We start from the raw sequence: 20205 nt of genomic DNA on the forward strand, positions 1-20205 counted from the left end.
CTGCCGCCCCGCAGAGCTGCGGCTACGGCTCGACCACGACCTCCTGCGCGGCGGCCGTGTCTCCGGCCAGGAGCCTCGCGGAGACCGGTACGTTCCGCTTCACCAGGGCGAGGGCGATGGGGCCCAGCTCGTGGTGGCGTACGGACGTCGTCACGAAGCCGATCTTGCGGCCCTCGGGGCCGTCGTCGGCGAGCCGGATCTCGGTGCCGCGCTCCGGCAGGTGGACGTCGCTGCCGTCCAGGTGCAGGAAGACCAGCCGGCGCGGCGGCTTGCCGAGGTTCTGCACGCGGGCGACCGTCTCCTGGCCGCGGTAGCAGCCCTTCTGGAGGTGCACGGCGCTGCCGATCCAGCCCAGCTCGTGCGGGATGGTGCGGTGGTCGGTCTCGAAGCCGAGGCGCGGCTGGTGGTGCTCGACGCGCAGCGCCTCGTGGGCCAGCAGACCGGCCGCCGGACCGTGCGTGGCGGCGAAGCCCTCCAGGTCCGCGCGCGGCAGGAACAGATCACGGCCGTACGCCGTCTCGCGTACGACGACGCCCTCGGGGACCTCGGCGATCGAGCCGGCCGGCAGGTGCACCACGGCGAAGTCGTCCGTGCGGTCGGTGACCTCGACGCGGTAGAAGAACTTCATCGACTCCAGGTACGCGAGCAGCGCCTCACGGGTGCCGGGCTCCACGTGGGCCCAGACGGTCGTGCCGTCGTCGACCAGGTACAGGGCGTGCTCGATGTGTCCGTTCGCGGAGAGGATCAGCGCCTCGGTCGCCTCGCCGACGGGCAGTTCGCTGACGTGCTGGGTGAGCAGCAGGTGCAGCCAGCTCAGCCGGTCCGCTCCGGTGACGGCGAGGACGCCGCGGTGGGAGAGGTCGACGAATCCGGTGCCGGCGGCGAGGGCGCGCTGCTCGCGGAACAGATCGCCGTAGTGGGCGGCGACGCCTTCGTCCACGCCCTCGGCGGGGACGGCGCCGGGCAGGGACAGCAGGGGGCTCTTCATACGCGCAAGCCTACGACGTGGTAGTTGAACTCTTCAGGGAGCAGTCCTGACAGCGGCCGAAGATCGCGAAATGCTTCATGTCGGTGTCGAACCCGAACTGCCCGCGCAGCTTGGCCGTGAAGTCGGCGGCGACGGCGACGTCCGCCTCGATGACGTTCTCGCAGTCGCGGCACACCAGGTGCAGATGGTGATGGCGGTCGGCGAGGTGGTAGGTGGGCGCGCCGTGCCCGAGGTGGGCATGGCTGACCAGGCCCAGCTCCTCCAGCAGCTCCAGCGTCCGGTAGACGGTGGAGATGTTGACCCCCGACGCGGTCCTGCGTACTTCACCGAGGATGTCGTCGGGGGTCGCGTGCTCCAGGGCGTCCACGGCTTCGAGCACGAGTTGCCGCTGCGGCGTCAGCCGGTAGCCGCGCTGCCTGAGGTCGCTCTTCCAGTCGGTGCTCACCACACTGGAAGTCTAGGGGGTGTCGTTCGGATCAGGTCGGATCAGGCCGCGGCGTCCGGTGCGGTGCCTCGCAAGGCGGAGGATCTGCCGCGTACCGGACGTACTCGGCTGATCCGACAACGCGGCGAGGTGCCGTGCCGGGCGTCGCGGACCCGAACTGATCCAAACGACACCCCCTAGAGCCACCGGGCGCCGGGCTCCCTGGGCACAGGCCTACTTGAAGAAGGCGATGCCGTCGTCGGGCATGTCGTCCGGGAGGGCCTTGGCCCAGCGCTCGACGTCCTCCGGGGTGACGACCTTCTTCAGCTGGGCCGACATGTAGGGGCGCAGCTCGACCTCGGGGGTCTGCTTCTCGCCGACCCACATCAGGTCGCTCTTGACGTAGCCGTACAGGCGCTTGCCGCCGGTGTAGGGCGGGGCCTCGGGGGTGCGCGCCACCGCGTCCGTGACCAGGTCGATCTGCGGCTTCTTGTCGGCCATCTCGCCGTACCAGATCTCGACCACGCCGTCGTCGCGGGTCATCGTGACCGTCACCTTGCGGTCGGAGTCGATCCGCCAGAAGCCGGCTTCCGACTCCAGCGGGCGCACCTTGTTGCCGTCCTTGTCCAGGACCCAGGTCTGGGAGTCGTACTGGAGGAAGTCACGGCCGTCGTGGCTGAAGGAGACTTCCTGGCCGAAGTTGCACTTCTCCGAGCCGGGGAAGTCGTGGACGCCCGCGCCCGCCCAGTTGCCCAGCAGAAAGGCGAGGGGGACGAGGTCCTTGTGCAGGTCTGAAGGGATCTCGATCATGAGCGGCCGTTCCTGGTCGGTTCTTGGGGAGAGCTCAGCGCTGGCCCTGGTACAGCTTCTTCACGGTCAGTCCCGCGAAGGCGAGGACGCCGACGCAGACCAGGACCAGCAGGGTTTCGAAGAAGATCTCCACGGGTGCTCCTTGAGCGGAAGTGGGCGTACGACAGAGCCGGGCCCCAGCTTACGCGGCCCGGGCCCGGCTCTCCTGGCGAGGTAGGTCTCAGTCGATCAGCGGCTCGACGGCCGTACGATGCGGCCATGGCGAAGAAGCTCGTGATCAAGGTGACGGCCGGGGCGGACGCCCCCGAGCGCTGCTCCCAGGCCTTCACGGTGGCGGCGGTGGCCGTCGCCAGCGGGGTCGAGGTGTCGCTGTGGCTGACCGGGGAGTCGTCGTGGTTCGCGCTGCCGGGGCGGGCCGCGGAGTTCGAACTGCCGCACGCCGCGCCGCTGCCGGACCTGATCGACTCGGTCCTCGCGGCCGGCAGCGTCACCCTGTGCACGCAGTGCGCCGCCCGGCGCGAGATCACCGAGAAGGACGTCCTTAAGGGCGTACGGATCGCGGGCGCGCAGCTCTTCGTCCAGGAGGCCATGGCGGACGGGACGCAGGCGCTCGTCTACTGAGCCGTACGGCTACTTCCGCGGGCGCTTCTTGCCGTCCAGCTCGTCCCACCACTCGTCGGACTTCGGATCGCCGGAGGGAGCGTCCCACCAGCGGTCGTCGGGGCCGCGGCGGTTGGCCACCATCGCGGCCGCGGGCGGGATGAGCATCGCCACCACGCACAGCGCGACCGCCGCCGGGACCGACCACAGGCGCACGACGGCCCAGGCCAGGACGAAGAGCACGACGCACGTGCCCATCATGGCGAAGTACCAGCGGCGCCGCCGGGCGTACATGTCTCCAGAGTAGGTCCGCGCACGCCGAAGGGCCGCACCCCAGGCGTCCAACCCGGGGGGTGCGGCCCTTGTAGCGGTACCGAGTCCCTCAGACCGCGATCGCGACCTCCGCGAGACCGCCCGTCTGTGCGACGACCGTGCGGTCGGCGGTGGCGCCGGGGACGAGGGCGCGGACGGTCCAGGTGCCCTCGGCCGCGTAGAAGCGGAACTGGCCCGTGGCGGAGGTGGGGACCTCCGCGGTGAACTCGCCGGTCGAGTCCAGCAGCCGGACGTAGCCCGTCACCGGCTCGCCGTCACGGGTCACCTGCCCCTGGATGGTGGTCTCTCCGGGCTTGATCGTCGAGGCGTCGGGGCCGCCGGCCTTCGCTCCACACATGGCTTTCTCCGTAAGGGGTCTGACCAGAAGGTCGGTCGGATGGACTACTTGCCGGCGCCGAGCTCGATCGGCACGCCGACCAGGGAGCCGTACTCGGTCCAGGAGCCGTCGTAGTTCTTGACGTTCTCCACGCCCAGCAGCTCGTGCAGCACGAACCAGGTCAGGGCCGAGCGCTCACCGATACGGCAGTAGGCGATCGTGTCCTTGGCGAGGTCCACGTTCTCCTCGGCGTACAGCTCCTTCAGTTCGTCGTCCGACTTGAAGGTGCCGTCGTCGTTGGCGTTCTTCGACCACGGGATGTTGCGGGCGCTCGGGACGTGGCCCGGCCGCTGCGACTGCTCCTGCGGGAGGTGGGCCGGGGCGAGCAGCTTGCCGCTGAACTCGTCGGGCGAGCGGACGTCGACCAGGTTGTGCGAGTCGATCGCGGCGACCACCTCGTCGCGGAACGCGCGGATGGACGCGTTCTGCGGCTTGGCCTTGTAGTCGGTCGCCGCGCGCTCGGGCACCTCGGTGCCGTCGACCAGCTCGCGGGCGTCCAGCTCCCACTTCTTGCGGCCGCCGTCGAGGAGCTTGACGTTGTCGTGGCCGTACAGCTTGAAGTACCAGTAGGCGTACGACGCGAACCAGTTGTTGTTGCCGCCGTAGAGGATCACCAGGGTGTCGTTGGCGATGCCCTTCTTCGACAGGAGCTTCTCGAAGCCCTCCTGGTCGACGAAGTCACGGCGGACCGGGTCCTGGAGGTCCTTGGTCCAGTCGATGCGGATCGCGTTCTTGATGTGGTTCTTCTCGTAGGCGGACGTGTCCTCGTCCACCTCGACGATGGCGATACTCGGGTCGTCCAGGCGGCCCTGCAGCCAGTCGGCGTCGACCAGGACGTCGCTGCGGCTCATGCGCTTTCTCCTCCGGGGCAGTTACGGCGGGGCGTGCGAGTCAGAGGGTGCGCGCCCGGGATGCGGGCAACGCACGGGTGCCCTTCCAGCAGGGCGGCACAGAGATGCGGAAATGCGTGGACTTCCGCTCAGAAGGGGCGACAGAGCATGGCGGCGACGCGGCACAGGTCGACTGCCCGCCGCTTCGTGAGATCCGCCTGTCCCCGCGACCGGAGGACACCTGTCGAGCACTGCATGGGGTCGATCGTAGGGACGGACGGACGGCCGTGTCACCGGTGTGTCGCATGATGAGACGCGATCGTCCACATCGCGGAAACATCGCGGGAAAAGGAAAGCGCCCGGGGCCCTGTGCGGGGCCTCCGGGCGCTCGCCTCGGTCGGCATATCTGCGGTGCGGACGCCGGCGTCTCGCCTGCCGGACGCCGACGGACACCAGGCTGACGCCGGTGGACCGCCTATCGGTGCTTACGGGTACCTATGGGCGCTGTCAGGTGCCGGCGGGAGCCGCCGGGCCGCTCGCGCGACGCCGGTAGTCCTACCCGGCCAGCCGGACGTCCGAACCCGCCACGCCGATCTCCAGGCCGCCCTGGGTCGCCGTCACCTCGTCGATCTTGATGCCGCCGGGCAGCTGGTCGACGACCTGCTGGAAGTCGGTGATGCGGCGGACGCGACTCTCGGCCACGTCGGCGCCGCCGAGCGCGGGAAGGCTGTCCGCGTGCACCTGGACCTTGCCGTCGCGGACGGTGACCGAGCTGAGGACCTGCACCGTCTGCTTCACGTCGAGCGCCGGGACGGACACCTGGAGCGCGACCTTGATCTTGTCGTTGCCGCCGTAGGTGAGGCCGACGACGCGGGCCGAGACGCCGGGGCCCATCGAGGCCGGCTCGGACTGGGTGGTCTTCAGCAGCTGGTCGTACGCGATCGTCGCGGTGCCGGTGGCGGAGGCGGCGGTGGCGGAGCTGTAGTCGCCGGAGAACGCGACGCCCTTCATGTCGGCCTTCAGGTCGTCGATGCGGACCGTCTTGCCCGAGGTGCCGGCGGCCGCCTCGTAGTTCTTGATGCCGACCTCGACGTCGTCCAGGGAGCCGCCGGCGACCTGGGTGAGGAACGGGAAGCCCTTGATGCTGACGTCGGGGGTCGAGGCGAGGTTCTGCCGCGCCTTCAGCTTGTCCGCGACCTGGCCCTCCGCGAGGTTCACGGCGAGCCGGTCCGCGACCACGAAGAGGCCGCCCAGGATCACGACGAGGATCAGAAGTATTCGCAGGGCGCGCATGTGGGGTTCCCCCGGGTCGGCGGTGGTGGCTGGAGAGCGCCAACGGTAACCCTGCGAGGCACGGCCGAGGGGAAATTGTGGATCACTTGTGACAGGGGTGGGGCGGACGGCGACCGGCCACGGACGAGCCGTGGCCGGAGACCGTACATGCCGGGGCGCGGCCCCGGTCGGGAGGCGGGACCTAGGGGGTGTCTTCCGGATCTTGCCGGGGTCGCGTCGGCCAGAAGGCGCCGCAGACCGGAGCCGGCCTGATCCGGAAGAAAGGCCCTAGCCCAGGGCGCGTCCCAGTACCCAGACCACCGGGGCCGCGGCCGCCAGGGGGAGGGCAACGCCCGCGGTGAAGTGGACGAAGCGGGAGGGGTAGTCGTAGCTGGCGACGCGGTGGCCGATGAGGGCGCAGACCGCGGCGGCCGCTCCGAGGGCGGCGCCCTTCGCTCCGAGGTCTGTCATGCCGCCGACCGCGATCCCCGCGCCCGCCGCGGCGAGGAGGGAGACCACGACGGAGACCGGCGTCGGCAGGGGGAGCGCGCGGGCCAGGACGGCCACGGCGACCGCCGCCGCGCCCACGGACACCGCGTCGGCGCCGGCGCCGAGGTAGCCGGTCGCGAGGACCGTGAGCGCCGAGGAGGTGACCGTGGCCATCAGGCCGTACATCCGCTCGTCGGGCGAGGCGTGCGAGCGCAGCTGGAGCACCAGGGACAGCAGGACCCAGACGCCCAGGGGGCCGAGGATCGCGGCCGGCGCGTGGTCGCGGCCGGCGATCAGCACCGCCGCGTCCGCGGTGATGCCGCCCAGGAAGGCCAGCGCGATGCCCTGCCGGGCGGGCCACATGCCGTTCAGCCGGAACCAGCCCGCGGCCGTCACGGCCTGGAGCAGCACCAGCGGCACGACCAGGGCGTAGGAGCCGATGGGCGCCGTCACGGCGAGCAGCAGGCCCAGCACGGCGGTGAGCGCCGCCGGCTGCATGCCGGGCTCGATGATCGGGGACCGGCCCTCCAGCCGCGCCCGCTGGGCGTCGGTGATCCGGGCGTTGCCGGCGAGCGTGGCCTGCCCGTAGCCGGAGCCGGAGCCGTCCTCGCCGCCGGGGACCGGCTCGTACACCGGCGCGGAGACCTGCTGAGACGCCGGCTCGGACAGCGGCGACGCGTACGGCTGCGGCTGCTGGGCCTGCGCGGCGTGGGGCGTGCCGGGCGCCGGCGGCTGGGCCTGTCCCGGGTACGGCGTGCCCGGCGCCGGCTGCTGCGGGTAGGGGTCGTGCGCCGGCAGGTACGCCGTCTCCCCGGCCGGTACGGCCGCGGGCGCCTGGGTCTCCCAGGTGTGGCCCTGCCACTGCTGGGCGGGCTGCTGGTCGTACCCGGACGGGGCGCTCGGCCCGGCGTACGGGTTCGCGCCCGCCCCGGGCTGCCCGGGCCACGCCTGCTGCGCCTGCTGCCGCGGATCCTGCTGCTGGTTCTGCTGCTGATAGGAGTCGTAGCCCTCGTAAGGGCCGCCCTCGTACGGCTGGTTACTCAACGCCTCACCCTCCTGCGAACGGCGGGAGCACCTCGACCGTGCCGCCCTCGGCCAGCCGTACCGTCTCATGCGCGCGGGTCCCGACGGGATCACCGTCGATGAGGAAGGCGCATCGCTGCAGCACGCGGGTGAGCTCGCCGGGGTGGCGCTCCCGTACGGCGGACAGCGCCTCGGCGAGCGTGTCCGCGTCGTACGGTTCGTCGGCGACCCCGGCCGCGGCCTTGGCGGCGGCCCAGTAGCGCACCGTGACCTTGGGCATCTGGTTCCTCGATCGACTGCAGGAAAGGAAAAGAGAAGGACGACGCTCTCAGGCTAGTCCGTCCGGGACAGGGCCCAGTCCCCGATCCGGGCCAGCAGCTCCTCGTCCGCGGCGTTCTCGGCGTGGCCCATGCCCGGCTCCAGCCAGAGTTCGCCGTGCTCACCGGCCGCTTCGGCGAGCATCCGGGGGTGGTCGAGCGGGAAGTAGGGGTCGCTGTCGCCGTGCACGACGAGCAGCGGGGTGGGCGCGATGCGCGGCACCGCCTCGACCGGGGAGAGCGGCACCGGGTCCCAGTCGCGGTGGTGGATGCGGGTGCGGAATCCGTAGCGGCCGACCAGGCGCCCGGCGGGGCGGGTGACCATCCAGTGCAGACGGCGCATGGGGGCGGTGCCCCGGTAGTACCAGCGGGCCGGGCCGCTCACCGAGACGACCGCGTCGACCGTGCCGGGGTGCAGGGCCGCGTGCCGCAGCACCACGGAGCCGCCCATGGAGAAGCCGACGGTCACCACGCGCGCGTGCCCGAAGCCGCGCGCCCACCGCACCGCGGCCGCCAGGTCCAGCACCTCCCGGTCGCCGACCGTGGAGCGGCCGCCGGAGACGCCGTGCCCGCGGAAGGAGAAGGTGACCACCGCGCCGTAACGGGCCAGCACTCCCGCCACCCTTCGTACGTGCGGGCGGTCCACGTCCCCGGTGAAGCCGTGGGCGATCACGAACACCACGTCGCGGGAGGCCGCGTCCAGGGCGTCGGAGGCATCGGATGCCGTTTTGTATACGGTCGCGCCCGGGTCGTATACGGAATCGACCGGAATTCCGTCGGCCGTGTGCAGAAACGTCCGGATAGAGGCCCGTCCGCCCGTCTCGGAATTCGGACGAACGGTGGAACGCGCCACATGACCTGCCGGACGATTGCTCATGTGGGCTATTCTGCTGGGCAGAGGACTCGGGCAGCGAAGCCCCCGGGTCCTTTTGTGCTTTCGGAAGCGTTGTATACGACGCGGGAGACCGCAGGCGTGTTGTGTACGGGGCCGCCGGGAACGCAGAGCAGTTCCGCACCGCACACGTCCTCGCAGGACCGAGGAGGAACCAGACATATGAGTTCTCTGCTGCTCCTGACCAACGCCCTCCAGCCGTCGGCGGAGGTGCTCCCCGCGCTCGGCCTGCTGCTGCACAACGTGCGGGTCGCCCCCGCCGAGGGTCCCGCCCTGGTCGACACGCCGGGCGCCGACGTCATCCTCATCGACGGCCGCCGCGACCTGCCGCAGGTCCGCAGCCTGTGCCAGCTACTGCGCTCCACCGGCCCCGGCTGTCCGCTGCTCCTCGTCGTCACCGAGGGCGGCCTCGCCGCCGTCACCGCCGACTGGGGCATCGACGACGTCCTGCTCGACACGGCGGGTCCGGCCGAGGTGGAGGCCCGGATCCGGCTCGCCCTGGGGCGCCGGCAGCTCGTCAACGACGACTCCCCCATGGAGATCCGCAACGGCGACCTCTCCGTGGACGAGGCGACCTACTCCGCCAAGCTCAAGGGCCGGGTCCTGGACCTGACCTTCAAGGAGTTCGAGCTGCTGAAGTACCTCGCCCAGCACCCCGGCCGCGTCTTCACCCGCGCCCAGCTGCTGCAGGAGGTGTGGGGCTACGACTACTTCGGCGGCACCCGGACCGTGGACGTGCACGTACGGCGGCTGCGCGCCAAGCTCGGCCCGGAGCACGAATCGCTGATCGGAACCGTCCGCAACGTCGGTTATCGATTCGTGACCCCCGAGAAGCCGGACCGGAGCGCGGAGGGCGCGAAGGCCAAGGCGAGCCGGGCAAAGGCGGAAGATGCGGACGCATCCGCCGTCCGGGACGGCGCCGAGGTCGCGGCGGACGCCTGAGCCCGCCCGCGCGCGGCGGCGTCCCCGCAGATCCGCGCCCGATTCGCCCTGCCCGGAGCGGGTCCATCCGCGTAGACTCCGCGCGTGGCCAAGGTGACTCGGGATGACGTGGCACGGCTGGCTGGAACCTCCACAGCCGTCGTCAGTTATGTCATCAACAACGGACCCCGGCCGGTCGCCCCGGCCACGCGCGAGCGTGTACTCGCCGCGATCAAGGAGCTGGGGTACCGCCCGGACCGGGTCGCCCAGGCGATGGCCTCCCGGCGCACCGACCTCATAGGCCTCATCATCCCCGACGCCCGCCAGCCCTTCTTCGGGGAGATGGCGCACGCGGTCGAACAGGCCGCGTCCGAGCGCGGAAAGATGGTGCTGGTCGGCAACACCGACTACATCGCCGAGCGCGAGGTCCACTATCTGCGCGCGTTCCTCGGCATGCGGGTCTCCGGCCTCATCCTGGTCTCGCACGCGCTGAACGACCAGGCCGCCGCCGAGATCGACGCCTGGGACGCCCGCGTGGTGCTGCTGCACGAGCGCCCGGAGGCCATCGACGACGTCGCCGTGGTCACCGACGACCTCGGCGGCGCCCAGCTCGCCGTGCGCCACCTGCTGGAGCACGGCAACGAGTACGTGGCCTGCGTGGGCGGTACGGCCATGACGCCGGCCATCGGGGACCCGGTCTCCGACCACGTCGAGGGCTGGCGGCGGGCCATGGCCGAGGCGGGCCTGTCCACCGAGGGGCGCCTGTTCGAGGCACCGTACAACCGCTACGACGCCTACCTCGTGGCCCTGGAACTGCTGGCCGGGCCGGACAGGCCGCCGGCCATCTTCTGCTCCACCGACGACCAGGCGATCGGCGTGCTGCGGGCCGCGCGCGAGCTGCGCATCGACGTGCCGGGCGAGCTGGCGGTGGCCGGGTTCGACGACATCAAGGAGGCGGGGCTCGCCGACCCGCCGCTGACCACGGTCGCCTCGGACCGGCCGGCGATGGCCCGCTCGGCGGTCGACCTCGTCCTGGACGACGGGCTGCGTGTGGTCGGGTCCCGGCGCGAGCGGCTGAAGACGTTCCCGTCCCGGCTGGTCGTCCGCAAGAGCTGCGGCTGCGGAGCCTGAGGGACGCGGCGCGGGCCGCCGGGAGCGTGCGACCGGGCCGCCGGGAGCGCGTCGGCCCCCACCGGCCCCACCGACCGGTCCCACCGGCCTCACCGCCCTCACCGCCCTCACCGGCGCCCGAAAGGCGTCCTGACCAGCGGATCAAGGGCGTTTCGGGCAAAACCTGAGAAGCGTCTTTATATCGGGCGAACAAGGTTCTGCCGGGCTTCTCAGCGTGCACTCAGGAAGCTCTCATGGTCACGGGAAAAGCTTTCTACATGACCGCACCCGTGAACCCCGCGCACCCCGAGTGGCCGCCCCCGCCGCCGTACGGCCCCGCGGCTGCCACGGACAAGCGCCCCCGGCGCCCGATCGCCCTCCTCACCGCGGTCGCCATCGTGGCGGCGGCGGTCGGCGGCGGCACCGCCTACGCCTTCGAGGAGCTGGCCGGCAAGGACACGACCACGGTCGGCGCCGGCACCCACCTGGTGCTGCCCTCCGGCCGCAAGGGCGACGTGGCGGCGATCGCGGCCGCGGTCAGCCCGAGCGTGGTCGAGGTGACCGCCGCCCTCGGCAACGGCACCTCCACCGGCTCCGGCGTGATCGTCACCGGCAACGGCGAGATCGTCACCAACAACCACGTCGTCTCCGGCGCGGACGCGGTCAAGGTCCGCACCAGCGACGGCCGGAGCTACACCGCCGACGTCCTCGGCACCGACAGCTCCAAGGACCTGGCGCTGATCAGACTCAAGGGCGCCTCCGGCCTGAAGGCCGCCTCGCTCGGCGACTCCTCGGGCGTCCAGGTCGGCGACTCGGTCGTCGCCATCGGCTCCCCCGAGGGGCTGACCGGCACCGTGACCAGCGGCATCGTCTCCGCGCTCAACCGGGACGTGACCGTCTCCACGGACGAGAACCAGCAGCAGGAACCGGGTGGCGACGGAGGGTGGCCGTTCCAGTTCGGCGGCCACCAGTTCAACGGCGACACCGGCTCCTCCACGACGACGTACAAGGCGATCCAGACCGACGCCTCACTCAACCCCGGCAACTCCGGCGGCGCGCTGATCGACGCGGCCGGCAACGTCATCGGCATCAACTCCGCGATGTACTCGTCGAGTTCGCAGGCGTCCTCGTCCTCGGGCGCGGGCAGCATCGGCCTCGGCTTCGCGATCCCCGCCGACACCGTCAAGTCCGACCTGGCCAAGCTCCGGGCGGGCTCCACCGGCTAACGGGCAAGCACCGCACGGCACAGAGCAGCACCACCAGGCACAGCGCAGCACCGAGCACCACAGCGCAGCACAGAGCAGCAGGGAGAACGCCATGATCAAGAAGGTCGCTCACCAGCACTCCGTCATCCGTCCGGCGGGCATCGTCCTGGCCCTGGAGGTGGCGCACGAGCTGCACTCCCCCGCCTCCTCCCCGCGCCTTCCGGAGCTGCCGGCCCCGGCGGCCCCCCACCTGATGGGCCTGCGCACCTCCGCCGACCGGCCGCACCGCCGCAAGGTGCCGCTGAACCGCCTCACCGCCCTGAACCGGCTCGCCACGATCGGGGTCTGACCCCGGCCGCACACCTCCAGCGGCACCGAAACGTGCGACGCTGAGAGACGCCCCGTCCACGACCCACCGCACCCCCGAGGAAATCGCGAGCGATGAGCCCCGCCGAAGGCGACCGTGACCCCCAGCGCATCCTGATCGTCGACGACGAGCCGGCTGTACGCGAGGCCCTCCAGCGCAGCCTCGCCTTCGAGGGGTACGACACCCAGGTCGCCGTCGACGGCGCGGACGCCCTGCAGAAGGCCACCGCCTACCGGCCCGACCTCCTCGTCCTGGACATCCAGATGCCCCGCATGGACGGCCTGACCGCGGCCCGCCGCATCCGCGGGACCGGCGACACCACGCCGATACTGATGCTGACGGCCCGCGACACGGTCGGCGACCGGGTGACGGGGCTGGACGCCGGCGCCGACGACTACCTCGTCAAGCCCTTCGAGCTGGACGAGCTCTTCGCCCGGATCCGCGCCCTGCTGCGCCGCAGCTCCTACGCCGGGACCCTGTCGGCCGAGGGCGAGGAGGACGAGGCACTGACCTTCGGCGACCTGCGCATGGACCTCGCCACCCGGGAGGTCACCCGGGGCGGCCGGCCGGTGGAACTGACCCGCACGGAGTTCACCCTCCTGGAGATGTTCATGGCCCACCCCCGCCAGGTGCTCACCCGCGAGCAGATCCTGAAGGCCGTGTGGGGCTTCGACTTCGAGCCGTCGTCCAACTCCCTGGACGTCTACGTCATGTACCTGCGCCGCAAGACGGAGGCCGGCGGCGAGAGCCGCCTGGTGCACACGGTCCGGGGCGTCGGGTACGTGCTGCGCCAGGGCGGCGCCGAGTGAGGGGGCCGGCGCGCCGCTACCGGGCGCTCCCCCTGCGGGCCCGGCTGGCGATGCTGGTCGCGGCGGCGGTCGCCTTCGCGGTGGCCGCGGTGTCGGTCACCTGCTGGTTCATCGTGCAGGAGAAGTCGTACGGCGAGATCAACGACCGCCTGGCGTCCATGGGCCGGCCCCTGGACAGCGACAAGGTCACCACGCTGCTGCTCACCTGCCCGCAGATCCCGGACACCACCGACGACCGGCCGACCTACTACTACCTCCAGGTCGTCACGGCGGCCGGCCGGGCCTGCGTGATGCCGTACGCGCAGGGCGTGGTGAAGGTGACGGACCTCGACCGGGCCGCGGCCCAGAACCCCACGCTGCGCACGCGCACCTTCCACAACAGCACCGACAGCCAGGGCAACGACGTCCGGGTGATGACCGTGGCCGTCCCGGTGGGGGGCGGACCCGACATCCAGCCGTACCCCCAGGTGGCCGTCATGGTGGCCGTCTCCCTGAAGGACACCCAGCGGACGCTGAGCGACCTCGCCCTCATCCTCCTGCTCGTCTCCGGCGTCGGAGTGGTCGGCGCGGGCGCCACCGGTCTCGCCGTGGCCCGCGCGGGCCTGCGGCCCGTCGACAAGCTGACCGAGGCGGTGGAGCACATCGCCCGCACCGAGGACCTGGCCATCCGCATCCCCGTGGAGAACGACAGCGACGACGAGGTGGCCCGCCTGTCCCGCTCCTTCAACTCCATGACCACCGCCCTGGCCGGCTCCCGCGACCTCCAGCAGCAGCTGATCGCGGACGCCGGCCACGAACTGCGCACGCCCCTCACCTCGCTGCGCACGAACATCGAACTCCTCACCCGCAGCGAGGAGACCGGCCGCCCGCTGCCGCCGGAGGACCGCAAGGCGCTGCTCGCCTCGGTGACGGCGCAGATGACGGAGCTGGCGTCGCTCATCGGCGCCCTCCAGGAACTGTCCCGTTCGGAGGGGCAGCGCGGTGAACGCGTGCAGGTGGTGTCCTTCCAGGACACCGTCGAGGCCGCGCTGCGCCGGGCCCGGCTACGCGGTCCGGAGCTGACGATCACGGCCGACCTGGAGCCCTGGTTCGTGCGCGCGGAGCCCACCGCGCTGGAGCGCGCGATCGTCAACATCCTCGACAACGCGGTCAAGTTCAGCCCGGAGGGCGGCACGATAGAGGTGCGGCTGGCCGACGGGGTCCTGGCCGTCCGCGATCACGGCCCCGGCATCCCCGCCGACGAACTCCCGCACGTCTTCGACCGCTTCTGGCGCTCCCCCAGCGCCCGCGCCCTGCCCGGATCGGGCCTCGGCCTGTCCATCGTGGCCCGCACGATCCAGCAGGCGGGCGGCCGGGTCACCCTGTCCCCCGCCCACGGCGGCGGCACGGTGGCCACTGTACGGCTGCCGGGAGCACCGACGGCTCCACCGGAAGCCGGCTAGGCCCGAGCCGCGGCACCTGCTCTACGATCTGCTCGCACTGGCGTCTGTGAGGGGGGTGCCTCTATGTCCTTCGTCAAGCCCGGGCTGGTCATGCGATGGCTGTTTCGGGGACGCGTGGTTCGTAGAAGGTGCCGTCGCGGAGCATGGCGAACAGGACGCTGATGCGGTGTCGGGCGAGACGGAGGAGGGCCTGGGTGTGGGTCTTGCCTCGGGCTCGGCAGCGGTCGTAGTAGGTGCGGGAGGCGGGGTCGTGGAGGGCGGCGAACGCGGAGAGGAACATGGCGCGTTTGAGCTGCCGGTTTCCGCCTCTGGGGGCGTGCTCGCCGTGGATCGAGGTTCCGGACTGCTTGGTCGTGGGTGCAAGTCCTGCGTAGGAGGCGAGGTGGGCGGCGCTCGGGAACGAGCTGCCGTCGCCGACGGTGGTCAGGAGGACTGCGGCGGTCCTGACGCCGATGCCGGGCATCGAGGTCAGGACCTCGGCAAGAGGGTGGGCCTCCAGCAGGGCGGCGATCTGGGCTTCGAGGGCTCGGCGTTGTTCGTGGACGGCGGCCAGCGATCTGGCCAGCGAGGGCACGATCACGTCGAGGGTGCCGGTGCCGGGGACGACGACGGTTTGTTCGTCGAGGGCGTCGAAGACGTCGTCGACGAGCCGCTGGGCCATGCGCGGTGCTCTGGGGCGGATGACCTCGATGAGCTTGCGCCGGCCGGCTTTCCGCAGAGCCTGCGGGGATCCGTAGCGTTCGAGGAGCCAGGTGACGGCCGTGTGGTCCAGGCGTGGGCCAAGGACGCGTTCCAGGCTGGGGTGGAACTGGGTGAGCAGGCCGCGGATGCGGTTGGACGTGCGGGTCGCTTCGGCGGCGAGGTCCTGGTCGAACCCGACGAGCATGGTGAGTTCGGCGGTGGTCTCGTCGGTCAGTTCCAAAGAGCGCAGGGTGTGGGGCATGGCGCGGGCTGCGTCCGCGATGACGGCCGCGTCCTTGGCGTCGGTTTTGGCCTCGCCGGGATAGAGGTCTGCGATCCGCCGCATCGCGAGTCCGGGCAGGTAGGCGACCTGGCAGCCTGTCTCGCGGGCGACGGTCAGGGGCAGGGCGCCGATGGATGCGGGCTGGTCCACGATCACCAGCACGGTGCCGAACTTGTCCCGGAGCTTGTCGAAGACGGCCCGCAGCTTCGGTTCGCTGTTGGGCAGCGGCTTGTCGAGGACCTTCTTGCCGGCCGGGGTCAGGCCGTGGCCGTGATGCGTGCTCTTGCCGACGTCCAGGCCGAGGAAGACGCCCACCTGGTCGATATCGATCACCGTGCCCCCACATGGTTCGATCCGATGCCGGCCTTGGCGGTGGGTCCGTTCGCGCGCATCCACGTTATGCAGACCTGCCGCCCGCAGGATGCCGGGCATTGCGCCCGGCCGGGCGGTGGTCGGGCCTCTGATCAGCGTCTCCGACGGCACCCCTCGGACCCGGTGACACCACCCCCCAGGTCATCCGTTCGACAGGGGGCAACAGTCATGCCGGGCCCGGAGGCCAGCGGCCCTCTTGCAGGACCGCGAAAAAGATAACGGGGCGGGGGCATGAACGGGGCTTCACTGACCGGCGGGACCGAGCGCGCGTACCAGGTGCGGCGCAAGTGGCTCAACCGGGCGACCGGCGGCCTGCTGTGGATCGTGATCGTGGTCTGCGCGTACGCGGAGGTGCAGGGCGTCAAGCCGCTCTGACTTTAGGGCGTCCTGGGCGCGCTCCAGGTCGCGGCGAGCGGCTGGGGGCTGCTCTTCGTGCTGCGGGCCGGCACGTTCGTACGGGCCGACGGGATCACGGTGAGCGGTGCTCTGAAGGCACGGACCTGGGGCTGGCAGAACATCCACGACCTGCGGATCGAGGCCGTCCGAAACACCCGGTCGTCCGGCCCCCGCAACATCGCCTGCCTGTACGACGCCGACGGCCGCCGGACCGAACTGCCGTGCGTCAACGACCGCCTCCTGCCGGATCTGGCCACCGAGGTGGAGTCCCTGCGCTGACATAAGGCATGCCCCTGATAGGGGCGCTCGGGGGCGCCCCTATCCTCTCCCCAGTCGCGCACGTGTTCGTGCGCCCCGGGTGGGGAGAACAGCGGTGGACAAGGACGGCACGCCGTCGGTCGGCGGCGGCATCGAGTGGGAGTACCGCAAGTACCGGAAGACACCCCTGGGGAAGATCCTGGGGCCGCTCGCCTTCCCGGTCATCGCTGCCTCCCGGGCCATGACACACGACAGCGTGCTCCGGTGGGCCTGGTTCCTCTTCGTCGTCTTCTTCGCGCTGGCCCTCGCACGGACGGCGCTCTTCATGTGGCGCGGGCGCACGCTGGTCGGGCCGCACGGCATCACGGCCCGGCGGGCACTGACCGAACGCACCCATGCCTGGCCCGCCATCTACGACATCCGCGCCGAGCCCATCCCGAACGCCTCGCGTTACGCCCGCCGCTGGCTCACCTACCTGTACGACACCGAAGGCCGGCGCTTCCTCCTGCCGCACCTGGACGACTGGCAGCTGGACAACCCGCCGGCAGAGGCCGCGGGCCTGCTGGCGGCCGGTGCCCAGTACCGCGGCACGGCGTGGGCGCGCCGGCCGGAGGTCGAGGCGCTGATCCAGCGGCGGGCCGCGCACCGCAGGGCCTGGCGCTGGGCGGTCGTGGCGACGCTCATCGTCTTCGGGTGCATGTCCGTACTGTCGATCGGGCTGCTCATGACCACGGACGGCTCGCCCGTGGTCCTACTGACGCTGCTGATTCCGCTGGGCGCCTTCGCCCTGTTCTCCGCCCTCTTCCACGCGTGCTGGAAGCTCTTGGTCCCCCGCGACCGGCAAAACGCGTGACACACGTCGGGGGCGGCCGGTCCGGCCGCCCCCGACGTCACTTCCGGCGCACCGCGCCTACTGCACGACCGTGATCCGGTCCGCCGCCGGCGGCGCGAGCGGGCTGGTCGCGGACGAGTGGGCCGTCAGGTACGTGCCCAGTGCGGCCAGGTCGTCCTCGCCCACCAGGTCGTTCGTGCCCTGGGCCAGCGTCGGGAAGCCGTCGCCGCCGCCTGCCAGGAAGCTGTTGGTAGCGACGCGGTAGGTGGCGGCCGGGTCGACCGGGTGGCCGTCGAGGCGGACGGAGTCGGTGACCACGCGGTCCGCGCCGGACCGGGTGAGGTCCAGGGTGTAGGTCAGGCCGGCCGACGGCTGGAGGATCTTCGGAGCGGCCGCGTTGGCCCCGCTCACCTGCTCCTTGAGGACCTGCACCAGCTGGGCGCCGGTGAAGTCCTGGAGGTTGACGGTGTTGGCGAAGGGCTGGACGGTGAAGCCCTCGGCGTAGGTGACGACCCCGTCGCCCTCGGCGCCCTTCGCCCGGTAGGTCAGGCCGGACCGCACCCCGCCCGGGTTCATCAGGGCCAGACTCGTCCTCGGGTCCAGCTCCTTGCCGTGGGCGAGCTGCGCGTCGGCGATCAGGTCGCCCATCGGGGACTCGTCACCGGTGTTGTCGATGTCCGCGGAGATGTAGCCGATGGGGCGGTTGCCGATCGGGGCCGCCAGGGCGTTCCAGCGGGAGATCAGGTCGGTCATGTCCGCGGCTTTGGGCACGTCCCGGGTCACCACGTGGTTGGCGGACCGCACCGCCGTACGGGCGATGTCGCCGGTACGGCGGTCGTAGGTGAGCGTCGTGTCCGTGTACAGGCGGCCGAAGGAGGCCGCCGAGGTGACCATGCGGGGCCGGCCCGCGGGGTCGGGGACCGTGCAGACGTACGCGGCGTGGGTGTGGCCGGTGACCAGGGCGTCGACCGCCGGCGTGACGTTCTTCGCGATGTCCACGATCGGGCCGGAGATGCCGGCGCCGGCACCAGGGGAGTCGCAGTCGTAGTTGTAGGCGCCGGAGGCCGGGAAGCCGCCCTCGTGGATGAGCGCCACGATCGACCGCACGCCCTGGCGCTGGAGCACCTTGGCGTACTTGTTGATCGTCTCGACCTCGTCCTTGAAGGCGACGCCCTTGACCCCGTCCGCCGAGACGATGTCCGGCGTGCCCTCCAGGGTGACGCCGATGAAGCCGATCCTGACGTCCTTCTTCTTCCAGACCCAGTACGGCTTGAGGATCGGCTTGCCGGTCTTCTCGTCCTGCACGTTGGCCGCGAGGTAGGGGAAGCCGGCGCCCTTGAACCGCTTGCCGGTGTAGCAGCCGTCGGTGGGGTGGCAGCCGCCGTTCTGCAGGCGGGCCAGCTCCCGGGCGCCCTCGTCGAACTCGTGGTTGCCGACGGTGGTGACGTCCAGCTTCAGCTTGCCGAGCGCCTCGATCGTGGGCTCGTCGTGGAAGAGGCCCGACAGCAGCGGGGAGGCGCCGACCATGTCGCCGCCGGCCGCCGTCACCGAGTACGGGTGGCCCGCGCGGGCCTGGCGCAGGTGGGTGGCCAGGTACTCGGCGCCGCCCGCGTCGACGGTCCGCGTCGTGCCGTCCGGCTGCAGCTCGGTGATCCGGCCGGACGAGCCGGACGGGGACTCCAGATTGCCGTGCAGGTCGTTGAAGGACAGGAGCTGGACGTCCTGGTAGCGGCCCGGCCGGTGGCCGTGTCCGCCGCCGTCGTGCGCGTCGGCCGGGAGCGCTGCGGTCAGCGCGGCCGCCGTGGCCAGACCCTCCGCGGCGGCGAGCAGGCCGTGGGTACGGCGTCCGGTGCGGTGGCGCGAAGCGGGTGCGGGCGGCATGCGTCCCCTGGGTGTCCGCTGTGTCGATGGTTCCGTCGCGGCGCAGCCTACGGTCAACGCGCGTAGGGCCACAGGGGGTTCACCGTCACGTGCCGGTTTTGCCCCGCCGGTCCCTTCACCCGCTGCGGTGCGGGCGCTTCGCCCCGGCCTCCCCGTACCCTCGTACGCATGAGCAGCGACGACACCCTACGGCCCTTCCCCTCCCGTTCCATCGGAACGCACTCCGAACTCGCCCCGGACCAGGCCGAGGAGGTACTCGGACTGCTCGCCGATGCCGCCCGGGTCGACGGACAGCAGCCGGTGTCCGAGCAGGGGCGGCTGCAGCTGCGCGGGGGAACCCGCGCGGGCGTCTCCCATCTGCTGCTGCACGTCGGCGACGAACTCGTCGGATACGCGCAGCTCGAGGACACCGACCCGGTGGAGGCGCCGGCCGCCGAACTCGTCGTCCACCCGGCACACCGGGGGCGCGGCCACGGGCGGGCGCTGGGCTCGGCGCTGCTCGCCGCCTCCGGCAAGCGGCTGCGGGTCTGGGCGCACGGCGGCCACCCGGCCGCCCGGCACCTCGCCCAGGTGCTGGGACTGACCCTGTTCCGCGAACTGCGCCAGATGCGGCGGTCGTTGGACGACCTGGAGCTGCCCGAGCCGGTGCTGCCGGAGGGGGTGACGGTGCGCACCTTCGTCCCCGGCAAGGACGACACGGCGTGGCTCGCGGTCAACGCGGCCGCCTTCGCCCACCACCCCGAACAGGGCTCGCTGACCCAGCGCGACCTGGACGACCGCAAGGCCGAGCCGTGGTTCGACCCGGCGGGCTTCTTCCTCGCCGAGCGGGGCGGGGAGCTGATCGGCTTCCACTGGACCAAGGAGCACGCCGAGGAGGGACTCGGCGAGGTCTACGTGCTCGGCGTGCGCCCCGGCCACCAGGGCGGCGGCCTCGGCAAGGCCCTGACCGCGATCGGCCTGCGCCACCTGGCCGGGCAGCGCCTGCCGACCGCGATGCTCTACGTCGACGCGGACAACAAGGCGGCGGTGTCGGTCTACGAACGGCTGGGCTTCACCACGCACGAGACCGACCTGATGTACCGCAGCGAGACGTGAGGCTGACCGGCGGCTGACCTGCGGCTGATCAGTGGCTGATCGGCGACCGACCGGTGGCTGACCGGGGTCCCGTGGGTGCCCTCCGTCGGGGAGCGCCGTACGGGACCGCCGTTTCCGGGCGCGCCGAGGACGGGTTTCCCCGGTCCGCCGCGGGCTCCTCTGCGGCCCGTGATCCCCGTGGGTCGCCCCGCGCTATCCC

At 71.7% G+C, this 20205-nt stretch carries 24 protein-coding genes; 11 read left to right on the top strand and 13 right to left on the bottom strand.

Going from position 1 to position 20205, the window contains the following annotated elements:
- Window positions 1-22: 22 nt before the first annotated feature.
- From ygfZ to OIB37_RS17655, 3 genes are all read right to left on the bottom strand, one after another.
- Window positions 23-988 carry a CAF17-like 4Fe-4S cluster assembly/insertion protein YgfZ gene (ygfZ, locus tag OIB37_RS17645; protein ID WP_330458570.1) on the bottom strand — a complete coding sequence of 322 codons (966 nt, stop codon included), beginning with the start codon at window positions 986-988 and terminating at the stop codon, window positions 23-25.
- A 10-nt stretch (window positions 989-998) separates the two neighbouring features.
- Window positions 999-1436, bottom strand: coding sequence for a Fur family transcriptional regulator (locus tag OIB37_RS17650; RefSeq protein ID WP_330458571.1), 438 nt, complete (start codon window positions 1434-1436; stop codon window positions 999-1001).
- A 210-nt stretch (window positions 1437-1646) separates the two neighbouring features.
- Window positions 1647-2222 carry an FABP family protein gene (locus tag OIB37_RS17655; RefSeq protein ID WP_330458572.1) on the bottom strand — a complete coding sequence of 192 codons (576 nt, stop codon included), beginning with the start codon at window positions 2220-2222 and terminating at the stop codon, window positions 1647-1649.
- 258 nt (window positions 2223-2480) lie between these two features.
- Here OIB37_RS17655 and OIB37_RS17660 point away from each other — a divergent pair, with 258 nt between their 5' ends.
- Entirely contained in the window at window positions 2481-2843 is a 363-nt protein-coding gene (locus tag OIB37_RS17660) for a DsrE family protein (protein ID WP_330458573.1), read from the top strand.
- Window positions 2844-2852: 9 nt separating this feature from the next.
- Here OIB37_RS17660 and OIB37_RS17665 read toward each other — a convergent pair whose 3' ends face one another.
- The 8 genes from OIB37_RS17665 to OIB37_RS17695 all read right to left on the bottom strand — a co-directional run bounded on the left by OIB37_RS17665 (window position 2853) and on the right by OIB37_RS17695 (window position 8339).
- Window positions 2853-3116 carry a DUF3099 domain-containing protein gene (locus OIB37_RS17665; protein ID WP_330458574.1) on the bottom strand — a complete coding sequence of 88 codons (264 nt, stop codon included), beginning with the start codon at window positions 3114-3116 and terminating at the stop codon, window positions 2853-2855.
- 88 nt (window positions 3117-3204) lie between these two features.
- Window positions 3205-3492: a DUF1416 domain-containing protein gene (locus OIB37_RS17670; protein WP_266770873.1), complete on the bottom strand. Its 288-nt coding sequence runs from the start codon at window positions 3490-3492 to the stop codon at window positions 3205-3207.
- A 44-nt stretch (window positions 3493-3536) separates the two neighbouring features.
- A complete protein-coding gene (locus tag OIB37_RS17675) occupies window positions 3537-4382 on the bottom strand; it encodes a sulfurtransferase (RefSeq protein ID WP_330458575.1) in 846 nt (281 codons plus the stop codon).
- Between the two features lie 128 nt (window positions 4383-4510).
- Window positions 4511-4618, bottom strand: a complete 108-nt coding sequence (locus OIB37_RS36310; RefSeq protein ID WP_356404427.1) for an Ms5788A family Cys-rich leader peptide — start codon at window positions 4616-4618, stop codon at window positions 4511-4513.
- 298 nt (window positions 4619-4916) lie between these two features.
- On the bottom strand, window positions 4917-5654 hold the full coding sequence (locus OIB37_RS17680) for an LmeA family phospholipid-binding protein (protein WP_330458576.1): 738 nt from the start codon (window positions 5652-5654) through the stop codon (window positions 4917-4919).
- Between the two features lie 267 nt (window positions 5655-5921).
- Window positions 5922-7166 carry a hypothetical protein gene (locus OIB37_RS17685; RefSeq protein ID WP_330458577.1) on the bottom strand — a complete coding sequence of 415 codons (1245 nt, stop codon included), beginning with the start codon at window positions 7164-7166 and terminating at the stop codon, window positions 5922-5924.
- A 4-nt stretch (window positions 7167-7170) separates the two neighbouring features.
- Window positions 7171-7425, bottom strand: coding sequence for a MoaD/ThiS family protein (locus tag OIB37_RS17690; protein WP_330458578.1), 255 nt, complete (start codon window positions 7423-7425; stop codon window positions 7171-7173).
- Window positions 7426-7478: 53 nt separating this feature from the next.
- Complete coding sequence (locus OIB37_RS17695) at window positions 7479-8339, bottom strand: alpha/beta hydrolase (protein ID WP_330458579.1); 861 nt, start codon at window positions 8337-8339, stop codon at window positions 7479-7481.
- A gap of 177 nt (window positions 8340-8516) precedes the next feature.
- Between OIB37_RS17695 and OIB37_RS17700 the strand changes: the two genes are divergently transcribed.
- The 6 genes from OIB37_RS17700 to OIB37_RS17725 all read left to right on the top strand — a co-directional run bounded on the left by OIB37_RS17700 (window position 8517) and on the right by OIB37_RS17725 (window position 14208).
- Entirely contained in the window at window positions 8517-9296 is a 780-nt protein-coding gene (locus OIB37_RS17700; RefSeq protein ID WP_330458580.1) for a response regulator transcription factor, read from the top strand.
- Between the two features lie 84 nt (window positions 9297-9380).
- Window positions 9381-10406 (top strand): LacI family DNA-binding transcriptional regulator, encoded by a 1026-nt coding sequence (locus tag OIB37_RS17705; protein ID WP_330458581.1) that lies wholly within the window; start codon window positions 9381-9383, stop codon window positions 10404-10406.
- A gap of 257 nt (window positions 10407-10663) precedes the next feature.
- The gene (locus OIB37_RS17710) at window positions 10664-11611 is read left to right on the top strand and encodes a S1C family serine protease (RefSeq protein WP_443058168.1); all 948 of its coding nucleotides are present in this window, start codon (window positions 10664-10666) and stop codon (window positions 11609-11611) included.
- A 91-nt stretch (window positions 11612-11702) separates the two neighbouring features.
- Window positions 11703-11939 carry a hypothetical protein gene (locus OIB37_RS17715; RefSeq protein ID WP_330458583.1) on the top strand — a complete coding sequence of 79 codons (237 nt, stop codon included), beginning with the start codon at window positions 11703-11705 and terminating at the stop codon, window positions 11937-11939.
- Window positions 11940-12031: 92 nt separating this feature from the next.
- Window positions 12032-12766, top strand: a complete 735-nt coding sequence (locus OIB37_RS17720; protein WP_330458584.1) for a response regulator transcription factor — start codon at window positions 12032-12034, stop codon at window positions 12764-12766.
- A 50-nt stretch (window positions 12767-12816) separates the two neighbouring features.
- Window positions 12817-14208 (top strand): sensor histidine kinase, encoded by a 1392-nt coding sequence (locus OIB37_RS17725; protein WP_330461878.1) that lies wholly within the window; start codon window positions 12817-12819, stop codon window positions 14206-14208.
- Window positions 14209-14296: 88 nt separating this feature from the next.
- Here the strand turns inward: OIB37_RS17725 and OIB37_RS17730 are convergent, their stop codons facing one another.
- The gene (locus OIB37_RS17730; protein WP_330458585.1) at window positions 14297-15505 is read right to left on the bottom strand and encodes an IS110 family transposase; all 1209 of its coding nucleotides are present in this window, start codon (window positions 15503-15505) and stop codon (window positions 14297-14299) included.
- A 270-nt stretch (window positions 15506-15775) separates the two neighbouring features.
- Here OIB37_RS17730 and OIB37_RS17735 point away from each other — a divergent pair, with 270 nt between their 5' ends.
- The 3 genes from OIB37_RS17735 (at window position 15776) to OIB37_RS17745 (ending at window position 17051) form a co-directional block, all read left to right on the top strand.
- A complete protein-coding gene (locus tag OIB37_RS17735; RefSeq protein ID WP_330458586.1) occupies window positions 15776-15919 on the top strand; it encodes a hypothetical protein in 144 nt (47 codons plus the stop codon).
- Window positions 15920-15976: 57 nt separating this feature from the next.
- The gene (locus OIB37_RS17740) at window positions 15977-16219 is read left to right on the top strand and encodes a PH domain-containing protein (RefSeq protein WP_443058169.1); all 243 of its coding nucleotides are present in this window, start codon (window positions 15977-15979) and stop codon (window positions 16217-16219) included.
- A 94-nt stretch (window positions 16220-16313) separates the two neighbouring features.
- Window positions 16314-17051, top strand: a complete 738-nt coding sequence (locus OIB37_RS17745; protein WP_330458588.1) for a PH domain-containing protein — start codon at window positions 16314-16316, stop codon at window positions 17049-17051.
- A 57-nt stretch (window positions 17052-17108) separates the two neighbouring features.
- Here OIB37_RS17745 and OIB37_RS17750 read toward each other — a convergent pair whose 3' ends face one another.
- Complete coding sequence (locus OIB37_RS17750; RefSeq protein WP_330458589.1) at window positions 17109-18911, bottom strand: bifunctional metallophosphatase/5'-nucleotidase; 1803 nt, start codon at window positions 18909-18911, stop codon at window positions 17109-17111.
- Between the two features lie 168 nt (window positions 18912-19079).
- Between OIB37_RS17750 and mshD the strand changes: the two genes are divergently transcribed.
- Window positions 19080-20006 (top strand): mycothiol synthase, encoded by a 927-nt coding sequence (mshD, locus tag OIB37_RS17755; protein WP_330458590.1) that lies wholly within the window; start codon window positions 19080-19082, stop codon window positions 20004-20006.
- Window positions 20007-20205 lie beyond the last annotated feature (199 nt).

The sequence above is a fragment of the Streptomyces sp. NBC_00820 genome, assembly GCF_036347055.1.
GTDB lineage: Bacteria > Actinomycetota > Actinomycetes > Streptomycetales > Streptomycetaceae > Streptomyces.